This window comes from Niveispirillum irakense DSM 11586, assembly GCF_000429645.1.
Taxonomy (GTDB): Bacteria; Pseudomonadota; Alphaproteobacteria; order Azospirillales; family Azospirillaceae; genus Niveispirillum; species Niveispirillum irakense.
In genome coordinates this window covers 225,195-248,614 of record NZ_KE386934.1, presented here as the reverse complement: position 1 = coordinate 248,614, position 23,420 = coordinate 225,195, and the positions used below count along the sequence as shown (strand labels likewise).

20 protein-coding genes are annotated in these 23,420 nt (G+C 62.1%); 11 read left to right on the top strand and 9 right to left on the bottom strand.

Annotated elements, in window-relative coordinates; translation table 11 throughout:
- The first annotated feature begins 118 nt into the window (after window positions 1-118).
- The gene (locus G473_RS0120070; RefSeq protein WP_154667493.1) at window positions 119-460 is read left to right on the top strand and encodes a hypothetical protein; all 342 of its coding nucleotides are present in this window, start codon (window positions 119-121) and stop codon (window positions 458-460) included.
- 85 nt (window positions 461-545) lie between these two features.
- On the opposite strand, the gene G473_RS0120065 is transcribed toward G473_RS0120070, so the two are convergent.
- The 4 genes from G473_RS0120065 to sdhC are packed head-to-tail and all read right to left on the bottom strand — an operon-like array spanning window position 546 to window position 3,964.
- Entirely contained in the window at window positions 546-1,328 is a 783-nt protein-coding gene (locus G473_RS0120065; RefSeq protein ID WP_029014569.1) for a succinate dehydrogenase iron-sulfur subunit, read from the bottom strand.
- Window positions 1,329-1,358: 30 nt separating this feature from the next.
- The gene (sdhA, locus tag G473_RS0120060) at window positions 1,359-3,149 is read right to left on the bottom strand and encodes a succinate dehydrogenase flavoprotein subunit (protein WP_029014568.1); all 1,791 of its coding nucleotides are present in this window, start codon (window positions 3,147-3,149) and stop codon (window positions 1,359-1,361) included.
- Between the two features lie 4 nt (window positions 3,150-3,153).
- Window positions 3,154-3,549: a succinate dehydrogenase, hydrophobic membrane anchor protein gene (gene sdhD, locus G473_RS0120055; RefSeq protein WP_029014567.1), complete on the bottom strand. Its 396-nt coding sequence runs from the start codon at window positions 3,547-3,549 to the stop codon at window positions 3,154-3,156.
- A 16-nt stretch (window positions 3,550-3,565) separates the two neighbouring features.
- Window positions 3,566-3,964 carry a succinate dehydrogenase, cytochrome b556 subunit gene (gene sdhC / locus G473_RS0120050; protein WP_029014566.1) on the bottom strand — a complete coding sequence of 133 codons (399 nt, stop codon included), beginning with the start codon at window positions 3,962-3,964 and terminating at the stop codon, window positions 3,566-3,568.
- A 263-nt stretch (window positions 3,965-4,227) separates the two neighbouring features.
- Between sdhC and G473_RS0120045 the strand changes: the two genes are divergently transcribed.
- On the top strand, window positions 4,228-4,971 hold the full coding sequence (locus tag G473_RS0120045) for a GNAT family N-acetyltransferase (protein ID WP_035708448.1): 744 nt from the start codon (window positions 4,228-4,230) through the stop codon (window positions 4,969-4,971).
- Here the strand turns inward: G473_RS0120045 and G473_RS28060 are convergent.
- The gene (locus G473_RS28060; protein WP_035708444.1) at window positions 4,953-5,855 is read right to left on the bottom strand and encodes an HpcH/HpaI aldolase/citrate lyase family protein; all 903 of its coding nucleotides are present in this window, start codon (window positions 5,853-5,855) and stop codon (window positions 4,953-4,955) included. The genes G473_RS0120045 and G473_RS28060 overlap by 19 nt on opposite strands.
- Window positions 5,856-6,013: 158 nt before the next feature.
- On the opposite strand from G473_RS28060, the gene pdxY reads away from it, so the two are divergent.
- The 9 genes from pdxY (at window position 6,014) to G473_RS30470 (ending at window position 17,923) form a co-directional block, all read left to right on the top strand.
- The gene (gene pdxY / locus G473_RS0120035) at window positions 6,014-6,877 is read left to right on the top strand and encodes a pyridoxal kinase PdxY (protein WP_029014564.1); all 864 of its coding nucleotides are present in this window, start codon (window positions 6,014-6,016) and stop codon (window positions 6,875-6,877) included.
- 131 nt (window positions 6,878-7,008) lie between these two features.
- Window positions 7,009-7,425: a hypothetical protein gene (locus tag G473_RS0120030; RefSeq protein ID WP_029014563.1), complete on the top strand. Its 417-nt coding sequence runs from the start codon at window positions 7,009-7,011 to the stop codon at window positions 7,423-7,425.
- 31 nt (window positions 7,426-7,456) lie between these two features.
- Window positions 7,457-7,981, top strand: coding sequence for a thioredoxin family protein (locus G473_RS28055; RefSeq protein ID WP_051330514.1), 525 nt, complete (start codon window positions 7,457-7,459; stop codon window positions 7,979-7,981).
- Between the two features lie 108 nt (window positions 7,982-8,089).
- Complete coding sequence (locus G473_RS0120020; RefSeq protein ID WP_051330513.1) at window positions 8,090-9,271, top strand: adenylate/guanylate cyclase domain-containing protein; 1,182 nt, start codon at window positions 8,090-8,092, stop codon at window positions 9,269-9,271.
- A 63-nt stretch (window positions 9,272-9,334) separates the two neighbouring features.
- A complete protein-coding gene (gene gltX, locus G473_RS0120015; protein ID WP_029014561.1) occupies window positions 9,335-10,693 on the top strand; it encodes a glutamate--tRNA ligase in 1,359 nt (452 codons plus the stop codon).
- Window positions 10,694-10,792: 99 nt separating this feature from the next.
- Window positions 10,793-12,166, top strand: a complete 1,374-nt coding sequence (gene cysS / locus G473_RS0120010) for a cysteine--tRNA ligase (protein WP_029014560.1) — start codon at window positions 10,793-10,795, stop codon at window positions 12,164-12,166.
- Between the two features lie 139 nt (window positions 12,167-12,305).
- Entirely contained in the window at window positions 12,306-15,932 is a 3,627-nt protein-coding gene (mfd, locus tag G473_RS28050; RefSeq protein WP_051330512.1) for a transcription-repair coupling factor, read from the top strand.
- Between the two features lie 198 nt (window positions 15,933-16,130).
- The gene (locus G473_RS30025) at window positions 16,131-16,994 is read left to right on the top strand and encodes a pentapeptide repeat-containing protein (protein WP_154667492.1); all 864 of its coding nucleotides are present in this window, start codon (window positions 16,131-16,133) and stop codon (window positions 16,992-16,994) included.
- Window positions 16,991-17,923: a nucleotidyltransferase domain-containing protein gene (locus G473_RS30470; protein ID WP_154667491.1), complete on the top strand. Its 933-nt coding sequence runs from the start codon at window positions 16,991-16,993 to the stop codon at window positions 17,921-17,923. The genes G473_RS30025 and G473_RS30470 overlap by 4 nt, the downstream gene beginning before the upstream one ends.
- Before the next feature lie 152 nt (window positions 17,924-18,075).
- Here G473_RS30470 and phbB read toward each other — a convergent pair whose 3' ends face one another.
- From phbB to G473_RS0119985, 4 genes are all read right to left on the bottom strand, one after another.
- Window positions 18,076-18,798 carry an acetoacetyl-CoA reductase gene (gene phbB, locus G473_RS0120000; RefSeq protein WP_029014559.1) on the bottom strand — a complete coding sequence of 241 codons (723 nt, stop codon included), beginning with the start codon at window positions 18,796-18,798 and terminating at the stop codon, window positions 18,076-18,078.
- Window positions 18,799-18,886: 88 nt separating this feature from the next.
- A complete protein-coding gene (locus tag G473_RS0119995) occupies window positions 18,887-20,062 on the bottom strand; it encodes an acetyl-CoA C-acetyltransferase (protein WP_029014558.1) in 1,176 nt (391 codons plus the stop codon).
- Window positions 20,063-20,184: 122 nt separating this feature from the next.
- The gene (locus G473_RS29590) at window positions 20,185-21,669 is read right to left on the bottom strand and encodes a sensor histidine kinase (RefSeq protein WP_051330511.1); all 1,485 of its coding nucleotides are present in this window, start codon (window positions 21,667-21,669) and stop codon (window positions 20,185-20,187) included.
- Window positions 21,670-21,801: 132 nt separating this feature from the next.
- Complete coding sequence (locus G473_RS0119985; RefSeq protein ID WP_051330510.1) at window positions 21,802-23,409, bottom strand: peptide ABC transporter substrate-binding protein; 1,608 nt, start codon at window positions 23,407-23,409, stop codon at window positions 21,802-21,804.
- Window positions 23,410-23,420: the final 11 nt, after the last annotated feature.

Sequence of the window (23,420 nt, the reverse complement as noted above, 5' to 3'; positions counted from 1 at the left end):
ACCGGACTTACGCTGGTTATCAGCTTTAAATCAAAGCGTTACGCCCACGTAACCCCGATTGAGTGGCACCCTGGCTGCCTCTACGATTGCCCCTATCAACGATAAGACGGGGGCTTTCATGTCAAAGATCGCGCGTATGCTGCTGGTGGGGCTTGGTATGGTTGTCGGGGCTGGTGTCCTGTCCGCCTGCTCCATCAATGTCAATGATGACAAGGATGATGGTCGTTACGCCCGTCCACGTACGGCCACGGACCATTGCCGTCGGGAAGTGGAGCGCACCTATGGCGACCATTACCGCATTGCCTATGAACTGCCCGATCTGGTGACCAATGGTACGGTGCAGACCGTAACCCAGGGCTTTACCTTGGTGCTTCGCCGGGAAAATTTTGATGCACCCGAGCGGCGCAGCATCCGCTGTACGGTGGATAGCGGCGTGCTGATCCAGGTGGTGCCAGGGTAAGCGATAAATAATTCGGGGTCAGGAATGAAAAAGGCCGCCAGAGCGATCCGGCGGCCTTCTTAGTTCACACCCTGATCAGGTCGCTTTAGGCCGCGCGGGCGGCCATCAGCTTCTTGATTTCGGCAATTGCCTTGGCCGGGTTCAGACCTTTCGGGCAGGTCTGGGTGCAGTTCATGATCGTGTGGCAGCGATAGAGACGGAAGGGGTCTTCCAGCGCATCCAAACGCTCACCCGTCATTTCATCGCGGCTGTCGGCGATGAAGCGATAGGCCTGCAGCAGAACCGCCGGGCCCAGATACCGGTCACCATTCCACCAATAGCTGGGGCAGGAGGTGGTGCAGCAGAAGCACAGGATGCACTCATACAGCCCGTCCAGCTTCTCCCGCTCTTCCGGGCTTTGCAGCCGTTCGCGCGAGGGGGCCGTCGACTGCGTCTGCAGCCAGGGCTTGATGGAGGCGAGCTGGGCATAGTTCTGGTTCAGGTCCGGCACCAGATCCTTCACCACCGGCTGGTGCGGCAGCGGGTAGATCTTGACGTCGCCCTTCACTTCGTCGATCGCCTTCAGGCACGCCAGCGTATTGCGACCATCAATATTCATGGCGCAGGAACCGCAGATGCCTTCACGGCAGGACCGGCGGAAGGTCAGCGTGCTGTCCACATCGTTCTTGATGTGGATCAGCGCGTCGAGAACCATCGGGCCGCACTTGTCCAGATCGATCTCGTAAATATCCTCACGCGGGTTCTCGCCCGAGTCCGGATCATAGCGATAGATGCGGAACTTGCGCGTGCGCTTGGCGTCAGTCCCGGCAGAGCGAACCGTCTTGCCGGGCTTGACCTTGGAATTGGCGGGGAGGGAAAATTCAGCCATGGGTCGAAGGCCTTCTCAAACGTCGCGGGATCAGTACACGCGCTTCTTCGGCGGGAACACTTCAACTTCGTTGGTCAAAGTGTAGAGATGGACGGGGCGGTCGCCGATGGTCGGCTTGCCACTTTCATCCACCCAGACGGTCGTGTGCTTCATCCAGTTGACGTCGTCACGCTCGCTGTAATCCTCGCGGGCATGGGCGCCACGGGATTCGGTGCGGTTGGCGGCGGAATTGATGGTCGCGACGGCCTGGTACATCAGATTGTCCAGTTCCAGCGCTTCCACCAGATCGCTGTTCCAGATCATGGAGCTGTCGCTGACCGCGATGTCCGGGCGCTTGGCCCAAACCGCGCGCATATGCTCCACACCCTCGTCCAGCACATCGCCGGTGCGGAAGACGGCGCAGTTATTCTGCATGATCTTCTGCATTTCCAGGCGCAGATGCGCCACGCGGGTGCCGCCCTTGGCAAAGCGGGCCTTATCCAGACGGGCCAGCGCCTTGTCGGTGCTGTCGTTGGAGATGGTCTTGTGCGGGGCGCCCTTGGTCACGATCTCGGCGGCGCGGATGGCGGCCGAGCGGCCGAACACCACCAGATCGAGCAGGGAGTTGGAACCCAGGCGGTTGGCGCCATGCACCGACACGCAGGCCGCTTCACCAATGGCCATCAGGCCCGGCACCACCTGGTCGGGATTGTCGGCGGTCGGGCGGATGACTTCGCCGCGATAATTGGTCGGGATGCCGCCCATATTGTAATGGACGGTCGGCAGAACCGGGATCGGCTCCTTCGTCACATCCACACCGGCGAAGATACGGGCCGATTCAGCGATGCCCGGCAGGCGGGCATGGATGACTTCCGGCGCCAGATGCTCCAGATGCAGATGGATATGGTCCTTGTTCGGGCCAACGCCGCGACCTTCGCGGATTTCGATGGTCATCGAACGGCTGACCACGTCGCGCGAGGCGAGATCCTTGGCCGAGGGGGCATAACGCTCCATGAAGCGTTCGCCTTCGGAGTTGGTCAGATAGCCGCCTTCGCCGCGCGCACCCTCGGTGATCAGACAGCCGGAGCCGTAGATACCAGTCGGGTGGAACTGCACGAACTCCATGTCCTGCAGGGGCAGGCCGGCGCGCAGCACCATGCCGCCACCGTCGCCGGTGCAGGTATGGGCCGAGGTGGCGGAGAAGTAGGCGCGGCCATAGCCGCCGGTGGCCAGCACGGTCTGGTGGCCGCGGAAACGATGGATGGTGCCATCATCCAGGTTCCAGGCCAGCACGCCGCGGCAGGCGCCTTCCTCGTCCATCAACAGGTCGAGGGCGAAATATTCTACAAAGAACTCAGCGTTATGGCGCAGGCTCTGCTGATACAGCGTATGCAGCATGGCGTGGCCGGTACGGTCGGCGGCCGCACAGGTGCGGTAAGCCTGACCCTTGCCATATTCGGTGGTCATGCCGCCGAAGGCGCGCTGATAAATCTTGCCTTCGGCCGTGCGGCTGAAGGGCACGCCCTGATGTTCCAGCTCGATGATGGCGGGGATGGCCTCGCGCACCATGTACTCAATCGCGTCCTGGTCGCCCAGCCAGTCCGACCCCTTCACGGTGTCGTACATGTGGTAGCGCCAGTCGTCGTCACCCATATTGCCCAGGGCGGCGGAGATACCGCCCTGCGCTGCCACGGTGTGGGAGCGGGTGGGGAACACCTTGGTGATGCAGGCCGTCTTCAGCCCCTTTTCGGCCATGCCGAACGTGGCGCGCAGGCCAGCGCCACCGGCGCCGACGACGACGACATCATATTCGTGATCGATGATCTTGTAGGCGGTCGCCATGTTATCAGGCTCCGAAAGCGATCTTGAGGACGGCAAAGGCCGACAGGAGGAACAGCACCAGCGCCAGACCCTTGGTCAGCGCGATGGCGGCCAGCTTTGCCAGCTTGCCATGGATATAGTCCTCGAAGACTTCCTGCATACCGTATGCGGCATGATGGAAGGTGAAACCCAGGAACAGGATCGTGACGATCACCGGGTAGGGCTTCTGGAAGGTCAGCACCACATCCTCGTGGCTGGCGCCGATCAGGCTCAGCACCAGGGCGATGAACAGGATGGTCAGCACGGCCAGACCGGCGGCACCGACACGGTAGGCCAGCCAGTGATGGGCGCCATGCTTGGCAGAACCGAGGCCACGGGCGCGGCCCAGCGGCGTGCGGAAGCTGTTGGTGGAATTAGCCATCTCTCGGTTTCCCCAATCAGAGCGCGAAGGCCAGCACCCAGGTCACCACGGTGGCGCCGATGGCGGCGCCGATGACCAGGTTGGAGCTGCTATAGGCTTGCGGCAAGGTCAGGCCCTTGACGCCGTCCCAGACCAGGTGACGGATACCATTGAAAAAATGGAACCAGAGGGCCGCCGTCCAGCCGAACATCAGGATCAGCCCGATGGGCGAGGCGATGAAGCCGCTGGCCGTGGCGTAGGCTTCCGGCCCCACGGCCGCTGCCACCAGCCACCAGACCAGCAACAGCGTACCGACAGTGAGGCCGATACCGGTGATGCGATGGGTGATGGAGGTCAAAGCGGGCAGGGGCAGGCGATAGACCTGCAGGTGGGGGGATAGCGGCCGTTGCCGCTTGGCCGCGGGCGTATCGGTCATCTCTCACGCGTCCTTGATGCTGTCCGGGGTTTTTCCATGTCGATGGCCCGACCGGGGCCACGACACCCGCTAGCAAAGCCGGCGGCGGGAATTGTCACAAGAATTGGCTGGGGTTCAATTACGCCCAACCTTATGCCTGCGTCAACGCTTCGCACCTGCGATCTTGGGTGCGTTGCGATGCCCTTTTAAGATGCTTCATGTAAGATGGCTCCATAAGGTGCGAATAGTTCGCAATTAGTCTGTCATCGGGCGGGGAAGTGATAATGGGTTCGCAGGAACTGACGGCAAGCCTTGAAGACCTTTGTCTTTCTGCATGGCCGGCACCCCGACAATTGCACCATAGCGGCTGGGTTTTACGCTTTGGCGGCGGGCATAGCGGGCGGGCGAACGCTGTTACCGCCATCACAGCGTCGCCCCCGGTCGATCCGGGCTTCATCGGCTGGTGTGAAACGGAATATCGTCGTCACGGACTGCCCCCGCAATTTCGGCTGACGCCCCTATGCCCGCCCGATATGGCAGAAAAACTGGTCCAGGCCGGATATAGGTTGCGGGAAGAGAGCCTTGTTTTGGTAGCAGAACTACCTTCTGCACAGCCGCCGGATGCCTCTGTCCGGCTGCAATCCTTTGCTGATGATGCATGGCTGACAGCCTACCGCAGCATGGTTGCGGTGCCGGAAGCGGAAATGCCAGCCCTGCGGGCCATCCTTGGCGCCATCGTCGCCCCGGCCACCTATGCCACCCTATGGTCGGACGGAAAGCCGGTGGCCGCCTGTCTTGGAGTCGTCGATCGCGGCTGGCTGGGTCTCTACAAGGTCGCGACTCATCCCCAGGCCAGGGGGCAGGGGCATGGGGCCCGGCTGGTTCGGGCGATTCTGTCCCATGCGGCGACGGCGGGTGCCACGCGGGCCTATCTGCAGGTTGGCAGCGGTAATGTGCCGGCACTGGCGCTTTACCAGCGGTTCGGTTTCACCACTGCCTATAGCTATGTCTATGCCCGGCGTGGTTGAAGGCCGGCATAGGGGCAGCCTGCCTGGGCGGCGATGGCGGCAGCCAGGGCGACGGTGGCGCGGGCCGTTTCCACATGCAGGGCTTCCACCAGCCTGCCATCCACAACGGTAATGCCCCGCCCGGCAGCCATGGCGTCGGCATGGGCGGCGATGATGCGTTGCGCGCGCGAAACCTCGTCTGCGTCGGGCGCGAAGGCGCTATTGGCGGCAATCAACTGCCTTGGGTGGATCAGGGTTTTGCCGTCGAAGCCCAGTTCGCGCCCCTGGCGGCAGGCATCGGCAAAGCCGGCTTCATCATCCAGATCGACATGCACGCCATCCAGCACGGCCAAGCCATGGGCGCGGGCGGCCAGCAGGGTCAGGCCCAGGCCGGTGATCATGGGCAAGCGGTCACGTGTGACCAGGGCACCCAGATCCTTGGTCAGGTCCGATGTGCCCATGACCAGACATTCCAGCCGGGGGCAGGCGCCGGCAATATCGGCGGCATTCAGCATGGCGCGTGGCGTTTCCATCATCACCCAGAGGCGCAGGCTATCCGGCGCGCCGGAGGCACGCAGCACACGGTCGGCCATACGCACACTCTCACTGCTGTCTACCTTGGGAATCAGCACAGCATGGGCGCCGCTGGTGGCGGCGGCCTGAAGATCGGCATGGCCCCAGGGCGTATCCAGCCCGTTGGTGCGGACCACCAGTTCACGGTAGCCATAGCCGCCGGCCGCAATGGCATTCACCACCTGGGTCCGCGCCAGTTCCTTGGCGTCGGGGGCCACCGCATCTTCCAGGTCCAGGATCAGCACATCGGCCGCCAGGGCGCGGGCCTTCTCCAGCGCGCGGAGATTGGCACCGGGCATGTAAAGTGCTGAACGGCGAGGACGGACAGACATGGGATCGGCCTTCGATGGGCAGGGACAAGCAGGCGTGAACCTAGTCAAGTGCCGGTCATGCGTCCACCATCCCTGTCATGGAGACGCTTTTGCGGTTGAAGCGGCGCCACGGATGGGCGTAGCTGGAACCCGTGAATGCCAGTAAAGGTGCAGTCCTCGTGAAGACCATCCTTTCCATCCAGTCCCATGTTGCGTTTGGCCATGTCGGTAACCGGGCGGCTATTTTCCCGCTGGAGCGGTTGGGGTTCGATGCGATTGCCGTCAATACGGTGCAGTTCTCCAATCATACCGGCTATGGCGTTTGGACCGGCATGGTGTTCCCGCCGGACCATATTGCCGATGTGCTGCGGGGGATTGAGGAACGCGGTGCCATGGACGGGCTGCATGCCGTGCTGACCGGTTATATGGGAGACGCCGCCTTGGGCGATGTTGTCCTGGCCGCCGTGGCCCAGGCCAAGCAGGGCAATCCGGAGGCGCTTTATTGCTGCGATCCGGTGATGGGTGATGTGGGGCGTGGCTTTTTCGTCCGCCCTGGCATTCCGGAATTTTTCCGCGATAAGGCGCTGGCACTGGCCGATATCATCACGCCCAACCAGTTTGAGCTGGAATATCTGACCGGTTGCCATGTGCATGATCTGGAAAGCGCGCTGACGGCGACAAAAGCGGCCCGCGCCTTGGGCCCCCGATGGGTGCTGGTCACCAGCCTGACCCGGGCCGATGCCCCGCCGGATAGGATCGAGCTGTTGCTGGACGGGCCGGAAGGCGCCTTCCTCGTCTCTACCCCCCGTCTGGTGCTGGACCCGATGCCCAATGGGGCCGGCGATTGTGTGGCGGCCTTGTTCCTGGCCAAGTTTCTGGAAACCGGCCGCGATGGGGCGGCGGCCTTGTCGCATGCCGCATCCGCCATCTATGCGGTGTTTAAAGCGACGAAGGAGAGCGGGCAGCGGGAATTGCAGCTCATCGGCGCCCAGGCGCAACTGGCGGCTCCCGATATCCTGTTTCCGGCCCAGGCGTTGGCATGACGCCACGCTGGGGAAAAACGTCTCATCCGTGGCAGGGTAGTGGACCTTGCCGCCATGGCCCTGGCGGCGCTATTGAAGACAAGCCCCCCGGCGCTGTGCCACGGCGCCTGTGCAGGAGTTTCGACAAGCCGATGCCGACCACCAAATCCATCGCCAGCACCGTCCTGGCCCTCTGCCTTCTGGCCCCCGTTACGGCCTTGGCCCAGCCAGCCGCTGTGCGCAATGATCAGGCCCAGGGTGAATATGGCTGCGAGGTGCAGGTCGACACCCCCTGCCAGGGCCGGGTTGATTTCGAGAAGGGTCGCAGCTTCGAGTTCAAAATCCCCGGTCCCGGCGATGTCACCTTCCATAATGAAGGCAACAAGCGCTGTACCCTGGAATATTCCATCGCCGAAAGCACCCTGGCGGCGACGGGGCGCCAATTATCCTTAGGCCCCGGCCAGACCGAGGTGATGACCGTGCGTGACGCGGGTGGCATGATCATCCGCTTCTTCAATCGCGGCCAGGGATCGACCACATGTGATCTGACCGTCGGCCTGAAGGGCTGATCCAGTTTTGAACCGCCGTCAGGGGACTTGCATGACCATCCCGTTCGCCCGCCTTCTTTTTGCCGCGCCGCTGGCAGGCCTGTTGCTGGCAGCCCCGGTGCAGGCCGGGCCGGTGAAGGATCCCAATGCGCCAGCCTGGTCACAGGTCTTTGATCCGGCCCGCAATCCGGATGTTGACCTGCAGGCGGCGCTGGCGGAAGCCCAGAAATCCAACCGCCGTGTTTTGGTGGATGTGGGCGGGGACTGGTGCATCTGGTGCAAATTGCTGGACGCCAAGTTCGAGCAGGAAGCCAATCTGCGCCAGTTGCGCGACCGCAATTTCGTGGTGCTGAAAGTGCATTACGACAAGAAGGTCAACCAGAACACGGCCTTTCTGTCCCGCTATCCCAAGGTGGCGGGATATCCCCACCTTTTCGTGCTGGATGCAAATGGCGCGCTGCTGCATAGCCAGAATACGGGTGATCTGGAATTGCCAGCCGATCAGGGAAAGGGCCATGACAGCGCCAAGATCGCTGCCTTCCTGACCCAGTGGGCGCCGCCGGGCCGCAATAGCTGACCCCCGTCCCTTATCCTTTCAGGTGGGGGCCTGTCCCGCGATAAGCCATCTTGCAGGGAACAGATTGGATCACCAAACTGGGCTGACCGTTGCCGGAGTGTTCCCGCCTTGTCCCAGGCCATTTCTGCCCGTATCCGCCCGATTGTTGATTGGCTGCTGCTGGAAGGCAACCGGCTGGCCGATATCGACACGCTCTTCTCCCAAGTGATCGACCGGGTGGCGGTTGCCGGCCTGCCCATCGGGCGTGTGTCGCTGAACCTGGAACTGCTGCATCCCGAAGTGGTAGGGGAAGGGCGCGTCTGGCTGTGCGGGCAGACATCCCAGGCCCACCGGTTGAACCGTGTCGATACAGACCTGACGGAATATCTTAACAGCCCGGTCCATCGGGTTGATCTGACGGGGCAGTCCTTCCGCGTCCATCTGGCGGCAGAACAGACGGAGATGCCGCTGCTGCGCCGGCTGCAGGTGGAAGGTTTTACCGATTACGTCATCATCCCCATCCAGGTGCAGGACCGGCACCGGTCTGCCGCCATGTCCTTTGCGGCCAAGCGCGTTACGCGCTTCAGCGAGGAGGATCTGGCCGATCTGCACCATGTCGTCGCGGCCATTTCCCCCATCCTGGAAGCGCGGGTGGTGCGCAACATCGCCCATGACCTGCTGGACACCTATCTGGGGCACAATGCGGGGGGCCGGGTCTATGCCGGCCAGATTCAGCGCGGTGATGCGGAAAATATCTTCGCCGCGGTCCTGTTCTGCGACCTGCGCAACTTCACCCGCTTCACGTCGGAGAATGTCTCCCGCGATGTCGTCGCCCGGCTGAACTATTGGTTCGATCTGGCTGTGGACGCGGTGGAGGCCCATGGCGGCGAAGTGCTGAAATTCATCGGTGATGGCATGCTGGCGATCTTCCCCGCCGATATGCTGAACCCGCGTGAAGCCTGCGGCCATGCGTTGGCGGCGGCTGCCACGCTCCAGGCCGCAGTGGCGGAATGGAACCAGGCGCTGCCCGCCGGCCAGACGGCGCTGGATTACGGCCTGTCGCTGCATCTGGGCCATGTCGCGTTCGGCAATATTGGCGGCAAGCGTCGGCTGGATTTCACCGTGGTCGGCCCGGCGGTGAACATGGCCAGCCGCCTGCTGGATGTGGCCAAGGGGTTGGACAGCGCAGTCGTGGTGTCCACCGCCTTTGCTGGCTGCTCGGGCCGGACCATGCGGTCGCTGGGTATCCATGTCCTGCGCGGTATTGAGAAGCCGGAAGAGATTTTTGCGCCGGACGGGGCCATTGGTTGAGGCGGATCGCCGCCCGTGCTATCGCTGCCGCCCAATTATCCGCCTGCCAAAGCAGTTCTCGCCATGAAGATCGCCGTCCGTTTCGCGCCCAGCCCCACCGGCTTCCTGCATATCGGTAACGTCCGCACCGCCATCGTGAACTGGCTGTACGCGGCGCGTCACGGCGGCAGCTTCATGTTCCGCCTGGATGACACGGACGAGGAACGCTCCACCCAGGCATATGCTGATGCCATCGCGCAGGATCTGACCTGGCTGGGCCTGACCTGGGACCGTTATGCCCGTGAAAGCGACCGCTATGCGCGTTACGGTGAAGTGGCGGAGAAGCTGAAGGCTGCTGGCCGCCTCTACCCCTGCTATGAGACGCCGGAGGAACTGGGCCTGAAGCGCAAGTCGCTGCTGGCCCGTCACCTGCCGCCGATCTATGACCGTTCCGCCCTGCGGCTGAGCGAGGAAGACCGCGCCCGGCTGGAGGCAGAGGGCCGCCGCCCGCATTGGCGCTTCAAGCTGCTGCATGAGGATATCGTCTGGGACGATCTGGTGCAGGGGCACAAGCATTTCAAAGGGGCTGACCTGTCCGACCCCGTGCTGATCCGCGAGGATGGCCGCCCGCTCTATACGCTCACCTCCGTCGTCGATGACGTGGATTTCGCCATCAGCCATATTGTGCGCGGTGAGGACCATGTGACCAACACGGCGGTGCAGGTGCAGCTTTTCCAGGCCGTCATCGGGCTGGAAGGGCAGGGGGAGGTGCCGACCTTCGCCCATTTGCCCCTGATCGCCGGGTCGGAAGGCGAAGGCCTGTCGAAGCGCCTGGGCTCCCTCTCTGTCCGTTCCCTGCGGGAGGAAGAGGGGGTGGAGGCGCTGGCGCTGACCTCCTACCTTGCCCGGCTGGGCACCGCTGACGCCATTGCCGCCGCCGGGTCGCTGGCCGAGTTGGCGGAAGGGTTCGACTTTGCCAAGTTCGGGCGCGGCACGCCGAAATTCGACCCGGATGAGCTGATGCGCCTGAATGCCCAGGTACTGCATCAGGCCCCGTTCGCTGCCGTGGTTGACCGGCTGGCGGCTTTGGGGCTCGACGGGGTGGATGAGGCCTTCTGGCTGGCCGTGCGCCCCAACCTGTCCAAGCTGGCTGACGCCAAGGACTGGTGGGCGGTGACCCATGCGCCGGTTGCCCCGCTGGTGGAGGATGCCGCTTTCCTGGCCACTGCCGCCGGGCTGCTGCCAGATGGCGTTTGGGATGAAACTACCTGGGGTGTCTGGACCAAGGCCGTCTCGGCTGCCACGGGTGCCAAGGGCAAGGCCCTGTTCCTGCCGCTGCGCCGCGCCCTGACGGCGCGTGATCATGGGCCGGAACTGAAAACGCTGCTGCCCTTGATCGGTCGTGAGCGAGCCCTGGCGCGGCTCGCCGGGCGGGTTGCGTGATGGTTGTTCAGCCTAAAGCAGGCTCCCGATGTCGACACGGCGTTGTCGCCCCGCCTCTTCTCGCCTGATATTCAAGACCAAGTTTCCGAAAGCAGACCCATGGCCCTGTCGCTCTACAACACGCTTCTGCGTGCCAAGGAAGAGTTCCATCCCATCGATGCGAACCATGTGAAGCTGTATGTCTGCGGCCCCACGGTCTATGATTATGCCCATATTGGCAATGCCCGGACCTTCAGCGCCTTTGACCTGCTGGCCCGGCTGCTGAAGCATCTTTATCCGCAGGTGACCTACGCCCGTAACATCACCGATGTGGATGACAAGATCATCGACCGGTCGAACCAGTCCGGCGAGCCGATTGACAGCGTGACCGCCCGCACCACGGCGCAGTTCCACGCCGACATGGATGATCTGGGCCTGCTGCGCCCGGATATCGAGCCGCGCGCCACCCGCCATATCGGCGACATGGTGGCGATGATCGAACAGTTGATCGAGAAGGGCTTCGCCTATGCGGCGGAAGGCCATGTGCTGTTCCATGTGCCCGCCATGGCTGATTACGGCCAGCTTTCCCGCCGCAGCCAGGAAGATCTGATCGCCGGCGCACGGGTGGAGGTGGCGCCCTATAAGAAGTCACCCGCCGATTTTGTGCTGTGGAAGCCGGCCAAGGCGGGTGAGCCGGGCTGGGACAGCCCGTGGGGTTCCGGTCGCCCTGGCTGGCATATCGAATGCTCCGCCATGACGGCGGCGCATCTGGGGCAGGTGTTTGATATTCATGGCGGCGGGCTGGATTTGATCTTCCCCCATCATGAAAATGAAATCGCGCAGAGCCGGTGTGCCCATGGCACCCAGGTTATGGCCAATGTCTGGATGCATTCAGGATTCCTGACCATCGCCGGCGACAAGATGTCCAAATCCTTGGGCAACTTCTACACCGTGCGCGAATTGCTGGATGAGTTTCCGGGTGAGGCGCTGCGGCTGGCCATCCTGTCGGCGCATTACCGCCAGCCGCTGGACTTCACCAAGGAAAAGGTGGCCCAGGCGCGGGCGACGCTGGATCGCTGGTATGGCGTGTTGCGCGGGGCAGGTGATCTGCCGGCAGCGTCGGTTCCGGCTGACCTGCTGGCAGCATTGACGGATGACCTGAACACACCGCTGGCCATCAGCGCCCTGCATGAATTGGCAAACGCCTATCATCGGGAAAGCGACCCGGCGGCTCGGCAAGCGGCGGCAGCGGCGTTCAAGGCCGGTGCCAACCTGATGGGTTTCCTGACCCAGCCGGCGGAAGCCTGGTTCAAATGGCAGCCCGCCGGGGCCAGCGCGCTGGACGAGGCAGCCATTGAACAGGCCATCGCCGACCGCTTGGCCGCCCGCAAGGCCAAGAACTTTGCCGAGGCGGACCGTATCCGCAAGGACCTGGCTGACCAGGGTATTATCCTGGAAGATGGCCCGCAGGGGACGACCTGGAAGCGGGCCTGATCTGAACGCAAAGGCCCTTCCCTGATAAGACCGGGGAAGGGCCTTTTCTTTTTTGGCCGCCGAAGTACCTGTTTCGTTCCCGTCGTCGTCGCGCTTTGCTATAAAGCCGGCACTGCACCGCCTGTTGAAGAACGACGCCATGACCGTGATCCCTTCGCCCGATATCGCGCTGAACCTTGGCCATCCGCGCCGGATGCTGCTGGCCGGTGCGCCGGATGGTCAGGATGCCCGCTTGCTGGCGGCGCTGGCGAAGAAGGGCGGCGCTTCCGGGCTGCTGCATGTCGCCACCGATGATGCGCGCGCCGCGCGTCTGGCCGAACAGGTGGCATTTTTCGATCCAAGTGTGGAGGTGCGGGCCTTCCCCGCCTGGGATTGCCTGCCCTATGACCGCGTCTCCCCCAATGGGGAGATTGTGGCCACCCGTATTGCCACCCTGACAAGGCTGTTGCAGGTGGCCAAGGGCGGGGCGGTGCCGGGCGGCTTGCTGGTCATCACCACGGTGAACGCGCTGGTGCAGAAGGTGCCGCCGCGTCTGGCCTTCCGCAATGCCAGCTTTGCCGCCAAGGTGGGCGACCGCATCAATGTGGCGGAGCTGCAGCGCTTCCTGTCGCAAAACGGCTATATCCGCGCCCAGACGGTGCGGGAGCCGGGGGAATTTGCCGTGCGCGGCGGCATTATCGACCTGTTCCCCCCCGGCAGCCAGGAGGCATTGCGCCTGGACCTGTTCGGCGATGATCTGGAAGGCGTGCGCAGCTTCGACCCCATGACCCAACTGACGGTGGAAAAGCGCGACAATTTCGTGCTGACCCCCATGTCAGAGGTGTTCCTGGATGAAATGTCGATCCAGCGCTTCCGCACCGGCTACCGCGAACATTTCGGCGCCGTCATGGATGACGATCCGCTGTATGAGGCGGTGAGTGCGGCGCGCAAACATGCCGGGATGGAACATTGGCTGCCCTTGTTCCATAGCGGCATGGAAACCCTGTTCGATTACCTGCCCAACGCCGCCCTGACCCTGGACCCGAATGTCGAGGAAGCCCGCGACGAACGGCTGGAACAGGTGCAGGATTTCTATCAGGCCCGCCGCACCATGGTGGAGGCGGAGAAGAAATCCGGCAACCCGGCCTATAAGCCGGTGCCGCCGTCGCTGATGTTCCTGGATGGCGACACGTTCGACCGGCATCTGGCGTCGCGCGCCGTGGCCCAGCTATCGCCCTTTGCCGCCGTGGAAGGGGAGGTGGCCAACAAGGATCTTGCCGATGGCGGTGGGCGCAAGGGGCGTGACTTCGCCGATGCCCGCGTGCAATCCGGCGTGAATGTGTATGAGGTACTGCGCGACCATATCAACGCCCTGGCCGATGAAGGCCGGGTGACGGTGATCGCGGGATATTCCGCCGGGTCGCGCGACCGTTTGCTGTCCGTGTTCAAGGAACATGGGCTGGCAAAATTGAAGGCGGTGGAAAGCTGGGCCGATGTGGCGGCCTTGCCGAAGGGCACCACCGCACTGGCCGTGCTGCCGCTGGACCATGGTTTCACCGCGCCCGGCCTTGCCATCATCACCGAACAGGATATTCTGGGCGACCGGCTGGTGCGCGCCGGCACCCGCAAGAAGCGGCGCAACGCCAATTTCATTGCTGAGGCGGCGTCGCTCAACCAAGGTGATTTCGTTGTCCATATCGACCATGGCATCGGCAAATATGATGGGCTGGAAACGCTGGATGTCGGCGGTGCCCCGCATGATTGCCTGCGCCTGATCTATGATGGCGGCGACAAGCTTTATGTCCCGGTGGAGAATATCGAAGTCCTCTCCCGCTATGGCAGCGAGGAGGCAGGCGCGACGCTGGACAAGTTGGGCGGGGCCGGCTGGCAATCGCGCAAGGCCCGCGTCAAGCGCCGGCTGAAGGATATGGCCGATGCGCTGCTGCGCATCGCGGCGGAACGCGCGCTGCGCCGGGCCGATGCCATTCCCATCCCCGATGGCGCCTGGGATGAATTCTGCGCCCGCTTCCCCTATGCTGAAACCGATGACCAGTTGCGGGCCATCGAGGATGTGATTGAGGATTTGGGCTCCGGCAAGCCGATGGACCGGCTGATCTGCGGCGATGTCGGTTTCGGCAAGACGGAGGTGGCCTTGCGTGCCGCCTTTCTGGCGGTGATGGCGGGGCATCAGGTGGCCGTCGTCGTGCCCACCACCCTGCTGGCCCGCCAGCATGCCCGCACGTTTGAGGCGCGTTTTGCCGGGCTGCCGGTGCGCATCGGTCAATTATCCCGCATGGTGACAACGAAGGAAAGCAACCAGACCAAGGCCGGGCTGGCCGATGGCAATGTCGATATCGTCATCGGCACCCATGCTTTGCTGGGCAAGGGGGTGGAGTTCAAGCGCCTGGGCATGGTGATTGTGGATGAGGAACAGCATTTCGGCGTGAAGCAGAAGGAGCGGTTGAAGGAACTGCGCGCCGATCTGCATGTGCTGACCCTGTCGGCCACGCCCATCCCGCGCACGCTGCAACTGGCTTTGTCGGGCGTGCGCGAACTGTCCGTCATCGCCACGCCGCCGGTGGACCGGCTGGCCGTGCGCACCTTCGTGCTGCCGTTTGACCCGGTGGTGATCCGGGAGGCGATCATGCGGGAGCATTATCGCGGCGGCCAGACCTTCTATGTCTGCCCACGGGTGGAGGATTTGGCCAAGGTGCGGCTGCGGCTGGAAGAACTGGTGCCGGAGGTGAAGTTGATCACCGCCCATGGCCAGATGGCGGCGACCGAGCTGGAAGACGTCATGACTGCCTTTGATGATGGCAAATATGATGTGCTGCTGGCCACCAACATCATTGAAAGCGGCCTGGATATCCCCAGCGCCAACACCATGATCGTCCACCGCGCCGACCTGTTCGGTCTGGCCCAGCTGTACCAGATCCGGGGCCGCGTCGGTCGGTCCAAGGTGCGCGGTTACGCCTATCTGACCTATCAGCCCAAGACGGTTCTGTCTGCCACGGCGCAGCAGCGCCTGCATGTGCTGGAAACGCTGGATAATCTGGGCGCGGGCTTTCAGCTTGCCAGCCACGATATGGATATCCGTGGTGCCGGCAACCTGCTGGGCGAGGAACAATCCGGCCAAATCCGCGAGGTGGGAGTGGAGCTTTACCAGCAGATGCTGGAAGAGGCGGTGGAGGCCGCGCGCGGGGGCCGGACAGAGGCGCAACTGGCCGAAGATAGCTGGTCACCGCAGATCGCACTCGGCATGCCGGTCCTGATCCCCGACAGCTATGTGCCCGATCTGGGCGTGCGGCTGACGCTGTACCGCCGCCTGTCCGATCTGGCCGACAAGGCAGAGGTGGAGGCGTTCGGCGTGGAACTGATCGACCGCTTCGGCCCCCTGCCGGACGAGGTGGAAAACCTGCTGCAACTGATGGAAATCAAGCGCCTGTGCAAGGAAGCCGGCGTTTCCACCCTGGATGCCGGGCCGAAGGGGGCGGTTGTCGGCTTCCGCAGCAATAATTTCAAGAACCCCGCCAAGCTGGTGGAGTTCATCCAGAAACAGGCCGGCACCGCCAAACTGCGCCCGGACCATAAACTGGTGCTGCTGCGCCCCTGGGACAGCACGCCGACCCGGATGGAAGGGGTACGCACCCTGATGCGCATTCTGGCCCAGATGGCCTCTGGCGAGCAGGTCACCGCCGTGATGACCCCACCGCCGCCCCCGCCACCACCCCCGCCCAAACCCCTGGTGAAACGCCCGCCGTTCGGGGCGGGGAAGCGGCGGTGGTGAGGGGGAAGGGTGGGCGTTGTCAGCCTGACTTTGCGAACAGGGCGACACCCGGCAGCCCTTTGAAATGGGCATCACATACCTATCTTGCAGCTAAAAACATAGCCAATGATATGCCTAGTGTTGCATAAAACGCCCCATTGTGATCTTATTTCAATTGGAAATTCGTCATATCGACCTAGATTGAGAAGGTAATCCAGTTTGCTAACCAACTTATTTAGGCTGGATGGCACGCCTGATATCCTTGCAGCAGGGAAAATGCCACCTATGTCGCCTGGGGAAACAGTTTCCAATATTGTATTTCCGTCAGGCCCTTGGAAGCCCCCAACTGGAAAAGTTAAAAATGTAAATTTCCGTAATGTATCTTTTTCTAAGACAAGTATTTCACAGGTAACATTCACTGAATGCAAATTTGAGGATTGTCTATTTATTGGTACTCAATTCGAAGATGTCGAATTTCACGGATGCGATATCACAAATTGTACTTTATGGAAAATTCGTCTCTCTAGAGTTTATTTGCGGCCACAAAAAATAAAATTTTCTGATAGATATCGTGTAGAAGCAGCAAATGTTGGGCTTTCGCTTTATCAAGCAATGCTCTCAAATTTTACTGAACAGCATCAGGATATTTTCTTTATGGAGGCAGATATCCTGTTCCGGAAATGGAAGAGGTATCAGATAAAGCATGATTTGAGACAAGAAAATAGTACAAAGAGAGAAGCTTATTGGGCGTGGATATGTAGTTGGACGCACGAAAAGATCACAGGGTTTGGTTATCGCCCAACACGATTTTTTATATGGACATTGTTCCTATTTTTCGCAGTATCCGGAATGAATTATGTTCTAATTGGTGATGCAATCCAGGTTAATGGGGCTACAGCAGGCGTTCATATATCATTCGTAGACGCCGTTTTTTACACTTTTTCCGTGCTTACGGTTCTTGGGTTTTCTTCGGTGTCTCCAGTGTCAGATTGCGCTAAAATTCTTTCTGTTCTTGAGGCGCTGGCATCAATTGGCTGGCTTGGTATTTTCACAGCAGTCTTGGTGAAGAGGTTCCTGCGTTGACTTTACTGGTGTCATCATCTCACTTTGCTTCAGCCGAAGCGTTGTTTGGCTCTGCGGCTCGCGGCGATGCGGATGCATTTAGCGACCGCGACGTTTTGATCGTTGACGATGATATCACGACGCTTGCCACTCGATCAGCGGAACTTGAGGCTCAGGGTGCTTCAGTCGCTTCTTATACATTCGCTAAGTTGGCAGCGCTCGCAAATCAAGGGGCTCTATTTGTTCAGCATCTAAAACTTGAGGCTAAAATCACCAGAGATTTAGGTGGTCGTCTAGCTGAAATTCTCAATAAATTTTCGCCTCGTGCAGATTATTCATCGGATATTATTGATAATTCAGTGCTGTGTTCTCTGGCAGGTACAGTGTCGGCGGGTGGAAGAGGCGTATTGCTTGCTGCCGATATTCTTTATGTTGGCGTGCGTAACTATGGAGTGCTCAGTCTCGCCGAGCGGGGCGTACATGTTTACGGGTTCGACGCTGTTATCGCTGGACTTGAGGCCGAAGGGCTTATTGCCCCAGGCGGAGCTCGTGCGCTTAGCATACTTAGGTTTCTCAAGTGCCTATATCGTACAGGCGAGGCTAGCAGCAGCGCCGCGTTGCTCGAAACAGTTAAAACCACGCTGAGCGTTCTTCCGCCAACGTTGTTTCCGGCCGGGATCAAGGTAGTCGCCCCCCACTGCATTATTTATGCGCCGCCCCCAACTGCTGTGGCCTCATATGTCGTTTTACGAGACCTCGAATGTCGGTTTGTCGCTCTTCAAGCGCTCGGATATAACATTAATTTGAATGCTGAGCTCGTACGCTTATCTCGTTGGATTGGAAACCCCAGATCTTATACATCAATATCGCATCAGTTTGCGCCACACTTATATCGCATTATGAAAAAAATTGCACTCGAATGCCAAAATCGATCTAGAGTATCTAGCTAATTTTTTGAGTGTAAAATTTTTTTATTATAAATCAGTGAATTTTTACTGTAAGTGACTTCACTTTTTTCAGATTCCTGTGATAACCATATAAAAGCCCCCGCCGGATCACTTCGACGGGGGCTTTTCTCACTCAAAACCCAACGGCCACCATCTTAATACATATGCTGGCCGCCATTGATGGACAGGGTGGAGCCGGTGATGAAGCCGGCATCGTCGGCCACCAGGAACAGCACGCCGCGGGCGATTTCCTCGGCTTTGCCCAGGCGGCCCACCGGTACCTTGGCGACGATCTTTTCCAGCACGTTGGCCGGCACGGCGCGCACCATGTCGGTGTCGATATAGCCCGGCGCGATGGCGTTCACGGTGATGCCCTTGGCGGCCCCTTCCTGGGCCAGGGCCTTGGTGAAGCCATGGATGCCGGACTTGGCCGCCGCATAGTTCACCTGACCATATTGGCCGGCCTGACCATTGATGGAGCCGATATTGACGATGCGGCCGAAGCTGCGCGCCCGCATCCCATCAATCACCGCGCGGCAGGTATTGAAGCAGCTTGCCAGATTGGTCTGGATCACCGCGTTCCACTGCTCAAAATTCATGCGGTGCATCACGCCGTCGCGGGTGATGCCGGCATTGTTGACCAGCACGTCGATGGGGCCCAGCTCGGCTTCAATCTTGGCGACGGCTTCATTCACGGCGGCCGGGTCCGACACGTCGAACTTATAGGCCTTGATGCCTGTGCGCTCGCTGAACTGGCTGGCGGCCTCGTCATTGCCGGCATAATTCGCCGCGACGGTATAGCCGGCATTCTTCAAGGCGACGGAGATCGCCTCGCCAATGCCGCGCGTGCCGCCCGTTACCAATGCCACTCGTGCCATCTGTTTCCCCCTTGGATACGTTCTGGTCTCAGTGTTCGTTCAGCCGTGCCGGGCCGGCGCGATGTTCCGCACCGGCCCGAGTGCAGGATCAGTCGCGTTCGACGCAGAGCGCCACGCCCATGCCGCCACCGATGCACAGGGTCGCCAGACCCTTCTTGGCATCGCGGCGGACCATTTCATGCAGCAGCGTGACCAGCACGCGCGCACCCGACGCGCCGATCGGGTGGCCCAGCGCGATGGCGCCGCCATTGACATTGACCTTGGCCGTATCCCAGCCCAGATCCTTGTTCACGGCCAGGGCCTGGGCGGCGAACGCCTCGTTCGCCTCGATCAGGTCCAACTGGTCGATGGACCAGCCAGCCTTGCGCAGCGCCTCCCGCGTGGCGGGGATGGGGCCCGACCCCATGATGGACGGATCAACGCCAGCCGTGGCCCAGCTTGCAATGCGGGCCAGCGGGGTGACGCCGCGCTTGGCGGCATTATCAGCGCCCATCAGCACCAGGGCGGCCGCACCATCATTAAGGCCAGAGGCATTGCCGGCGGTGACGGTGCCATCCTTCTTGAAGGCGGGGCGCAGCTTGGCCAGCCCTTCGGCGGTGGTGCCATGCTTGGGATATTCGTCGGTATCGACGATCACGTCGCCCTTGCGACCGCTGATGGTGACGGCGGCGATCTCATCCTTGAAACGGCCTTCCTTCTGGGCGGCTTCGGCCTTCTGCTGCGACAGGGCGGCGAAGGCGTCCTGCTCCTCGCGGCTGATCTGCCACTTCTCGGCCACGTTCTCCGCCGTCTGGCCCATGTGATAGCCGTGGAACGCATCCCACAGGCCATCCTTGATCATGGTGTCGACCATGGAGGCATCGCCCATCTTGGTGCCGGCACGCAGGTTCATGGCGTGCGGCGCCAGGCTCATGCTCTCCATCCCGCCGGCAACGATGATATCGGCATCGCCCAGCTTGATCGACTGATAGCCCAGCGCCACGGAGCGCAGGCCCGAACCGCAGATCTGGTTGATGGCATAGGCAGTGCGGCCCGACGGGATGCCGGCATGGATGGCGGCCTGACGCACGGGGCCCTGGCCTTGCGCTGCGGCCAGCACATGGCCCAGCACCACCTCATTCACTTCCGCGCCGTCGGTCTTGGCCCGGGCCAGCGCCTCACGGATGGCCACTTCGCCCAGCTTCGCGGCCGGCACGGTGGCAAAGGCGCCGTTGAAGGCGCCGATCGCCGTCCGCGCTGCACCGGCAATTACGACCTCGACCATATTTCGTCTCCTCAAGCGTGTTGGCCCGGTTGTGGCCGCCGGGCCTCTCCTCGCGTCTGAGATTAGGCGGAAGCGGGCCGGCGGCGCAAGGATGTGTCGGGCGGGGAAGGGGGGTATCCCTATTATTGCGATACATCAATGTCGCTTTCCGGCGCCCGGCGTGGCAGGGTCAGCACAAATTCCGCCCCACCGCCGGGGGCGGCCCCCACCGTCACCGTGCCGCCCAGCCGCACGGTGACAATACTGTACAGCAGATGCAGCCCCAGGCCCGACCCACCGCTGCCGCGCCGGGTGGTGAAAAACGGCTCAAAAATACGGGACCACAGGTTGGGCGGGATGCCGTCGCCATCATCGCGATAGGTGATGCGCACCTTGTCATCCGGCAGGGCCGATGCCTGAAGGCTGATTGTGCCCGGCCGGTCATCCGGGTAGCCGTGCATGACGCTGTTGATCACCAGATTGGTCAATATCTGCGCGATGGCGCCGGGATAGCCATCCAGGGTGATATCCTCTTCGATATCCAGCATCACCTTGTGCCGGGCGGCGCGGGTATGCAGCGACAGGCTGGCCAGCACCTCCTGGACATAGGGTTTCAGGTCGAAAGGACGGCGGGCATCGCTGGACTGGTCCACGGCCACGTCCTTGAAGGATTGGATCAGTTCAGCCGCACGCTGGGCATTGCGCTCAATCAGGGCAGCCAGTTCCTCCACCGTGGACAGGTAATCGTCAAACTCGGCACGGCGCAGCTTGCCATCGGCGACCAAGGCGGCGGTGCGCTGCGTCTCTACCCGCAATTGCGAGGCGCCCGTGACGGCCAGCCCCACAGGCGTGTTCACCTCATGCGCCACGCCGGCCACCATGCCGCCCAGGCTGGCCATCTTCTCCTGCAACAGCATCTGGGCCTGGGCGGCACGCAGGGCTGCCAGGGTGCGCTCGCTCGCCTGACGGGCTTCTTCCGCGTTGCGGCGGCCTCTGATGGCGGCATCGCGGGCACCGCGCAGCATGTGCCGCGTCTTGGTCCGGGCTGACTGCGCTGACAGGTTGGCCAGCACCGCCAGCAGCACGGCGGTGGCAAGAAAGCCGAATCGGGCATGGATATCTGCCGGCACGTCCGGCTGCTGAAGCTGCCAGAGATAGACGCCGGTCAGCACGCCGGCAAAGCCGCCCAGAAAGATCAGGATCGACCGCATGCCGCCGAAATTACCCGTGGTCGCCACGCCCACCAGGAACAGGGGCATCAGGGCGGAGTGCATGCCACCGGTCTGGACCAGCAGGGCCGTGATCATGGTCAGGCCCAGCAGGTTGTTAGCCACCGTCACCTCATGGAAACGTCCGGTCAGGCGCACCAGGATCAGGTTGCCCAGCAGCAGCAGCGCATAGGCAGCCCAGGTCAGGCTGACGGGGTCCATCGGCCCGTCTGTCAGCGCCCATCGGATATAAAGGACGATCAACCCGCCCAGGATCAGCAGGGTAACGCGGATGAAGGCGCGGGCCCGGAGAAGCTGATTCTCCTCAAATCCAGGCTGGTGCATGGCGGGCGGCAGGAAAAGGTCGGCCACGGCATGGACCGCCCCTGCCAACCCTTGCCACCAGCCCTGATTTGCCATCGCTCCCCCCGATCCCGCGCGGCCCGATGGGAAGGCTGGCTGAAATCCCCCAGAAGCTCAACCTTCTGGTGAAGAAATTTTAGTAAAATATGGATGCTGCGGGAAATCTGGCCCGTCTCGGCTTCTGCTGTATCAGGGCTGAAGGCTCAGGTACCGGGCTGGATGGTTGTCGCGCAGATTATCCTGCCAGCCCTTCAGCCGGGGGGACACCAGATGCCGGCTGCTGCCGAACAGCACCGGCATCACGGCCCCATCGGCCAGCGCAATGCTTTCCGCCGTCCGTAGGGCGGCGGCAAACTCAGCACGCGTCACGGCCTGGTCTGCGCCGGCCATGGCGGCATCAAAGCTGGGGCTGGCATAGCCATTGCCGTTCCGCTGTTCCCGACTGCGCAGGATTTCCAGATATTTTTCCGGGAACAGCCAGAACCATTGCCGCAGCACCAGATCGGGGTAGGAGCCGTCGCGCACACGGCCCATCATCACCTTGAATTCCTGGTTCTCCAGCACGGTCTGCACGCCCAGCACCGCCTGCCATTGCGCGGCGATGGCGATGGCCATCTGCTTGTACATCTCCCCCGTCGGGTAGAGCAGATGCACCTTCAGCGCCTTGCCTTTGCCATATCCGGCCTCCGTCAGCAACTGCCGGGCCAGCGCCTCGCGTGCCGGCTGTGTCCAGCCGGTCTGGGCAAGGGGGGCGGGGGTGTAGTCGGGCAGGCCAGGGGGCACGAAGCTGTAAGCCGCCTGCCCGTCGCGCAGGACCCGGTTGGCAATGGTGTCGCGATCAATCGCCAGGGACAAAGCCAGCCGCAGGGCGCGGTTGGATTTCCAGGGCTCGTTACGCATGTTCGGGGCAATGAAATTGATGCCGGCACGCGGTGACCGCCGCAGGGCACCGGCCAGATTGGCCCCCGCCCAATCCAACTGGCTGGGTGGTACCGTATCGGTGGCGTCCAACTCACCAGCGCGGAACCGGCGCATTTCCGCCTGGCTATCCTCGCTGACCATGAAACTCACCCGGCCAATGGCGACGCCGGCCACATCATGGAAATGGGGGTTGCGTTCCACCAGCACATGGCTCTGCGGCACAGCCTCTACCAGCCGGTAAGGCCCGTTGGAAACGAGATTTCCCGGTCGGGCAAACGCTTCGCCATGGCGGTCCACCGAGGGGCGGTGAACCGGATATGTCGCGCGGTGGTAGAGATAATCGGTGAAATTGGGCTTGGGCGCCGCCAGGGTCACCTGGAAGATGTGGTCGCCTTCGGCCAGGACGCCCAACGCATCCGGCGGCATTCGGCCAGCGGCAATGGCTTCCGCATTCTGTACCGGATACAGGATATCCGCAAACAGGGGCCGCGTTGCCGGGTCCACCGCCCGGCGCCAGGAATAGACGAAATCCGCCGCGGTCAACGGGCTGCCATCGGACCAGCGGGCATCGGCGCGCAGGAAAAAGCGATAGGTCAGGCCGTCGGGGGAAATTTCCCACCGTTCAGCCACGCCCGGCATCATATGTCCCTCCGCATCCGGCGTCAGCAACCCTTCGAACAGGGCGGTCAAGATGCGGCTGTCGCCTGTGCCCACGGCGCGATGCGGGTCCAGGCTCTCGCTATCAGGGCCGTTTCCCAGGCGTAAAACCGGCTCGGCGGCACCTGCCGGCAAGGCAGCCATCAGGGTGAGGAAAACCAGCAGGGGCAACAGGCAGAGAAAGGGTAAGGGACGGAACCGGACGGGGATGCGGCGCATCGGGCTGGCCC

Bases quoted from the DNA above. Each gene is read 5' to 3' on its own strand.
- sdhC (WP_029014566.1), bottom strand. From the start codon at position 3,964: ATGACCGATACGCCCGCGGCCAAGCGGCAACGGCCGCTATCCCCCCAC.
- G473_RS0120045 (WP_035708448.1), top strand. From the start codon at position 4,228: ATGGGTTCGCAGGAACTGACGGCAAGCCTTGAAGACCTTTGTCTTTCT.
- G473_RS29590 (WP_051330511.1), bottom strand. From the start codon at position 21,669: ATGGCAAATCAGGGCTGGTGGCAAGGGTTGGCAGGGGCGGTCCATGCC.
- mfd (WP_051330512.1), top strand. From the start codon at position 12,306: ATGACCGTGATCCCTTCGCCCGATATCGCGCTGAACCTTGGCCATCCG.
- phbB (WP_029014559.1), bottom strand. From the start codon at position 18,798: ATGGCACGAGTGGCATTGGTAACGGGCGGCACGCGCGGCATTGGCGAG.
- G473_RS0119985 (WP_051330510.1), bottom strand. From the start codon at position 23,409: ATGCGCCGCATCCCCGTCCGGTTCCGTCCCTTACCCTTTCTCTGCCTG.
- cysS (WP_029014560.1), top strand. From the start codon at position 10,793: ATGGCCCTGTCGCTCTACAACACGCTTCTGCGTGCCAAGGAAGAGTTC.
- G473_RS0119995 (WP_029014558.1), bottom strand. From the start codon at position 20,062: ATGGTCGAGGTCGTAATTGCCGGTGCAGCGCGGACGGCGATCGGCGCC.
- sdhD (WP_029014567.1), bottom strand. From the start codon at position 3,549: ATGGCTAATTCCACCAACAGCTTCCGCACGCCGCTGGGCCGCGCCCGT.
- G473_RS0120070 (WP_154667493.1), top strand. From the start codon at position 119: ATGTCAAAGATCGCGCGTATGCTGCTGGTGGGGCTTGGTATGGTTGTC.
- G473_RS28060 (WP_035708444.1), bottom strand. From the start codon at position 5,855: ATGTCTGTCCGTCCTCGCCGTTCAGCACTTTACATGCCCGGTGCCAAT.
- sdhA (WP_029014568.1), bottom strand. From the start codon at position 3,149: ATGGCGACCGCCTACAAGATCATCGATCACGAATATGATGTCGTCGTC.
- gltX (WP_029014561.1), top strand. From the start codon at position 9,335: ATGAAGATCGCCGTCCGTTTCGCGCCCAGCCCCACCGGCTTCCTGCAT.
- G473_RS28055 (WP_051330514.1), top strand. From the start codon at position 7,457: ATGACCATCCCGTTCGCCCGCCTTCTTTTTGCCGCGCCGCTGGCAGGC.
- G473_RS0120065 (WP_029014569.1), bottom strand. From the start codon at position 1,328: ATGGCTGAATTTTCCCTCCCCGCCAATTCCAAGGTCAAGCCCGGCAAG.
- G473_RS0120030 (WP_029014563.1), top strand. From the start codon at position 7,009: ATGCCGACCACCAAATCCATCGCCAGCACCGTCCTGGCCCTCTGCCTT.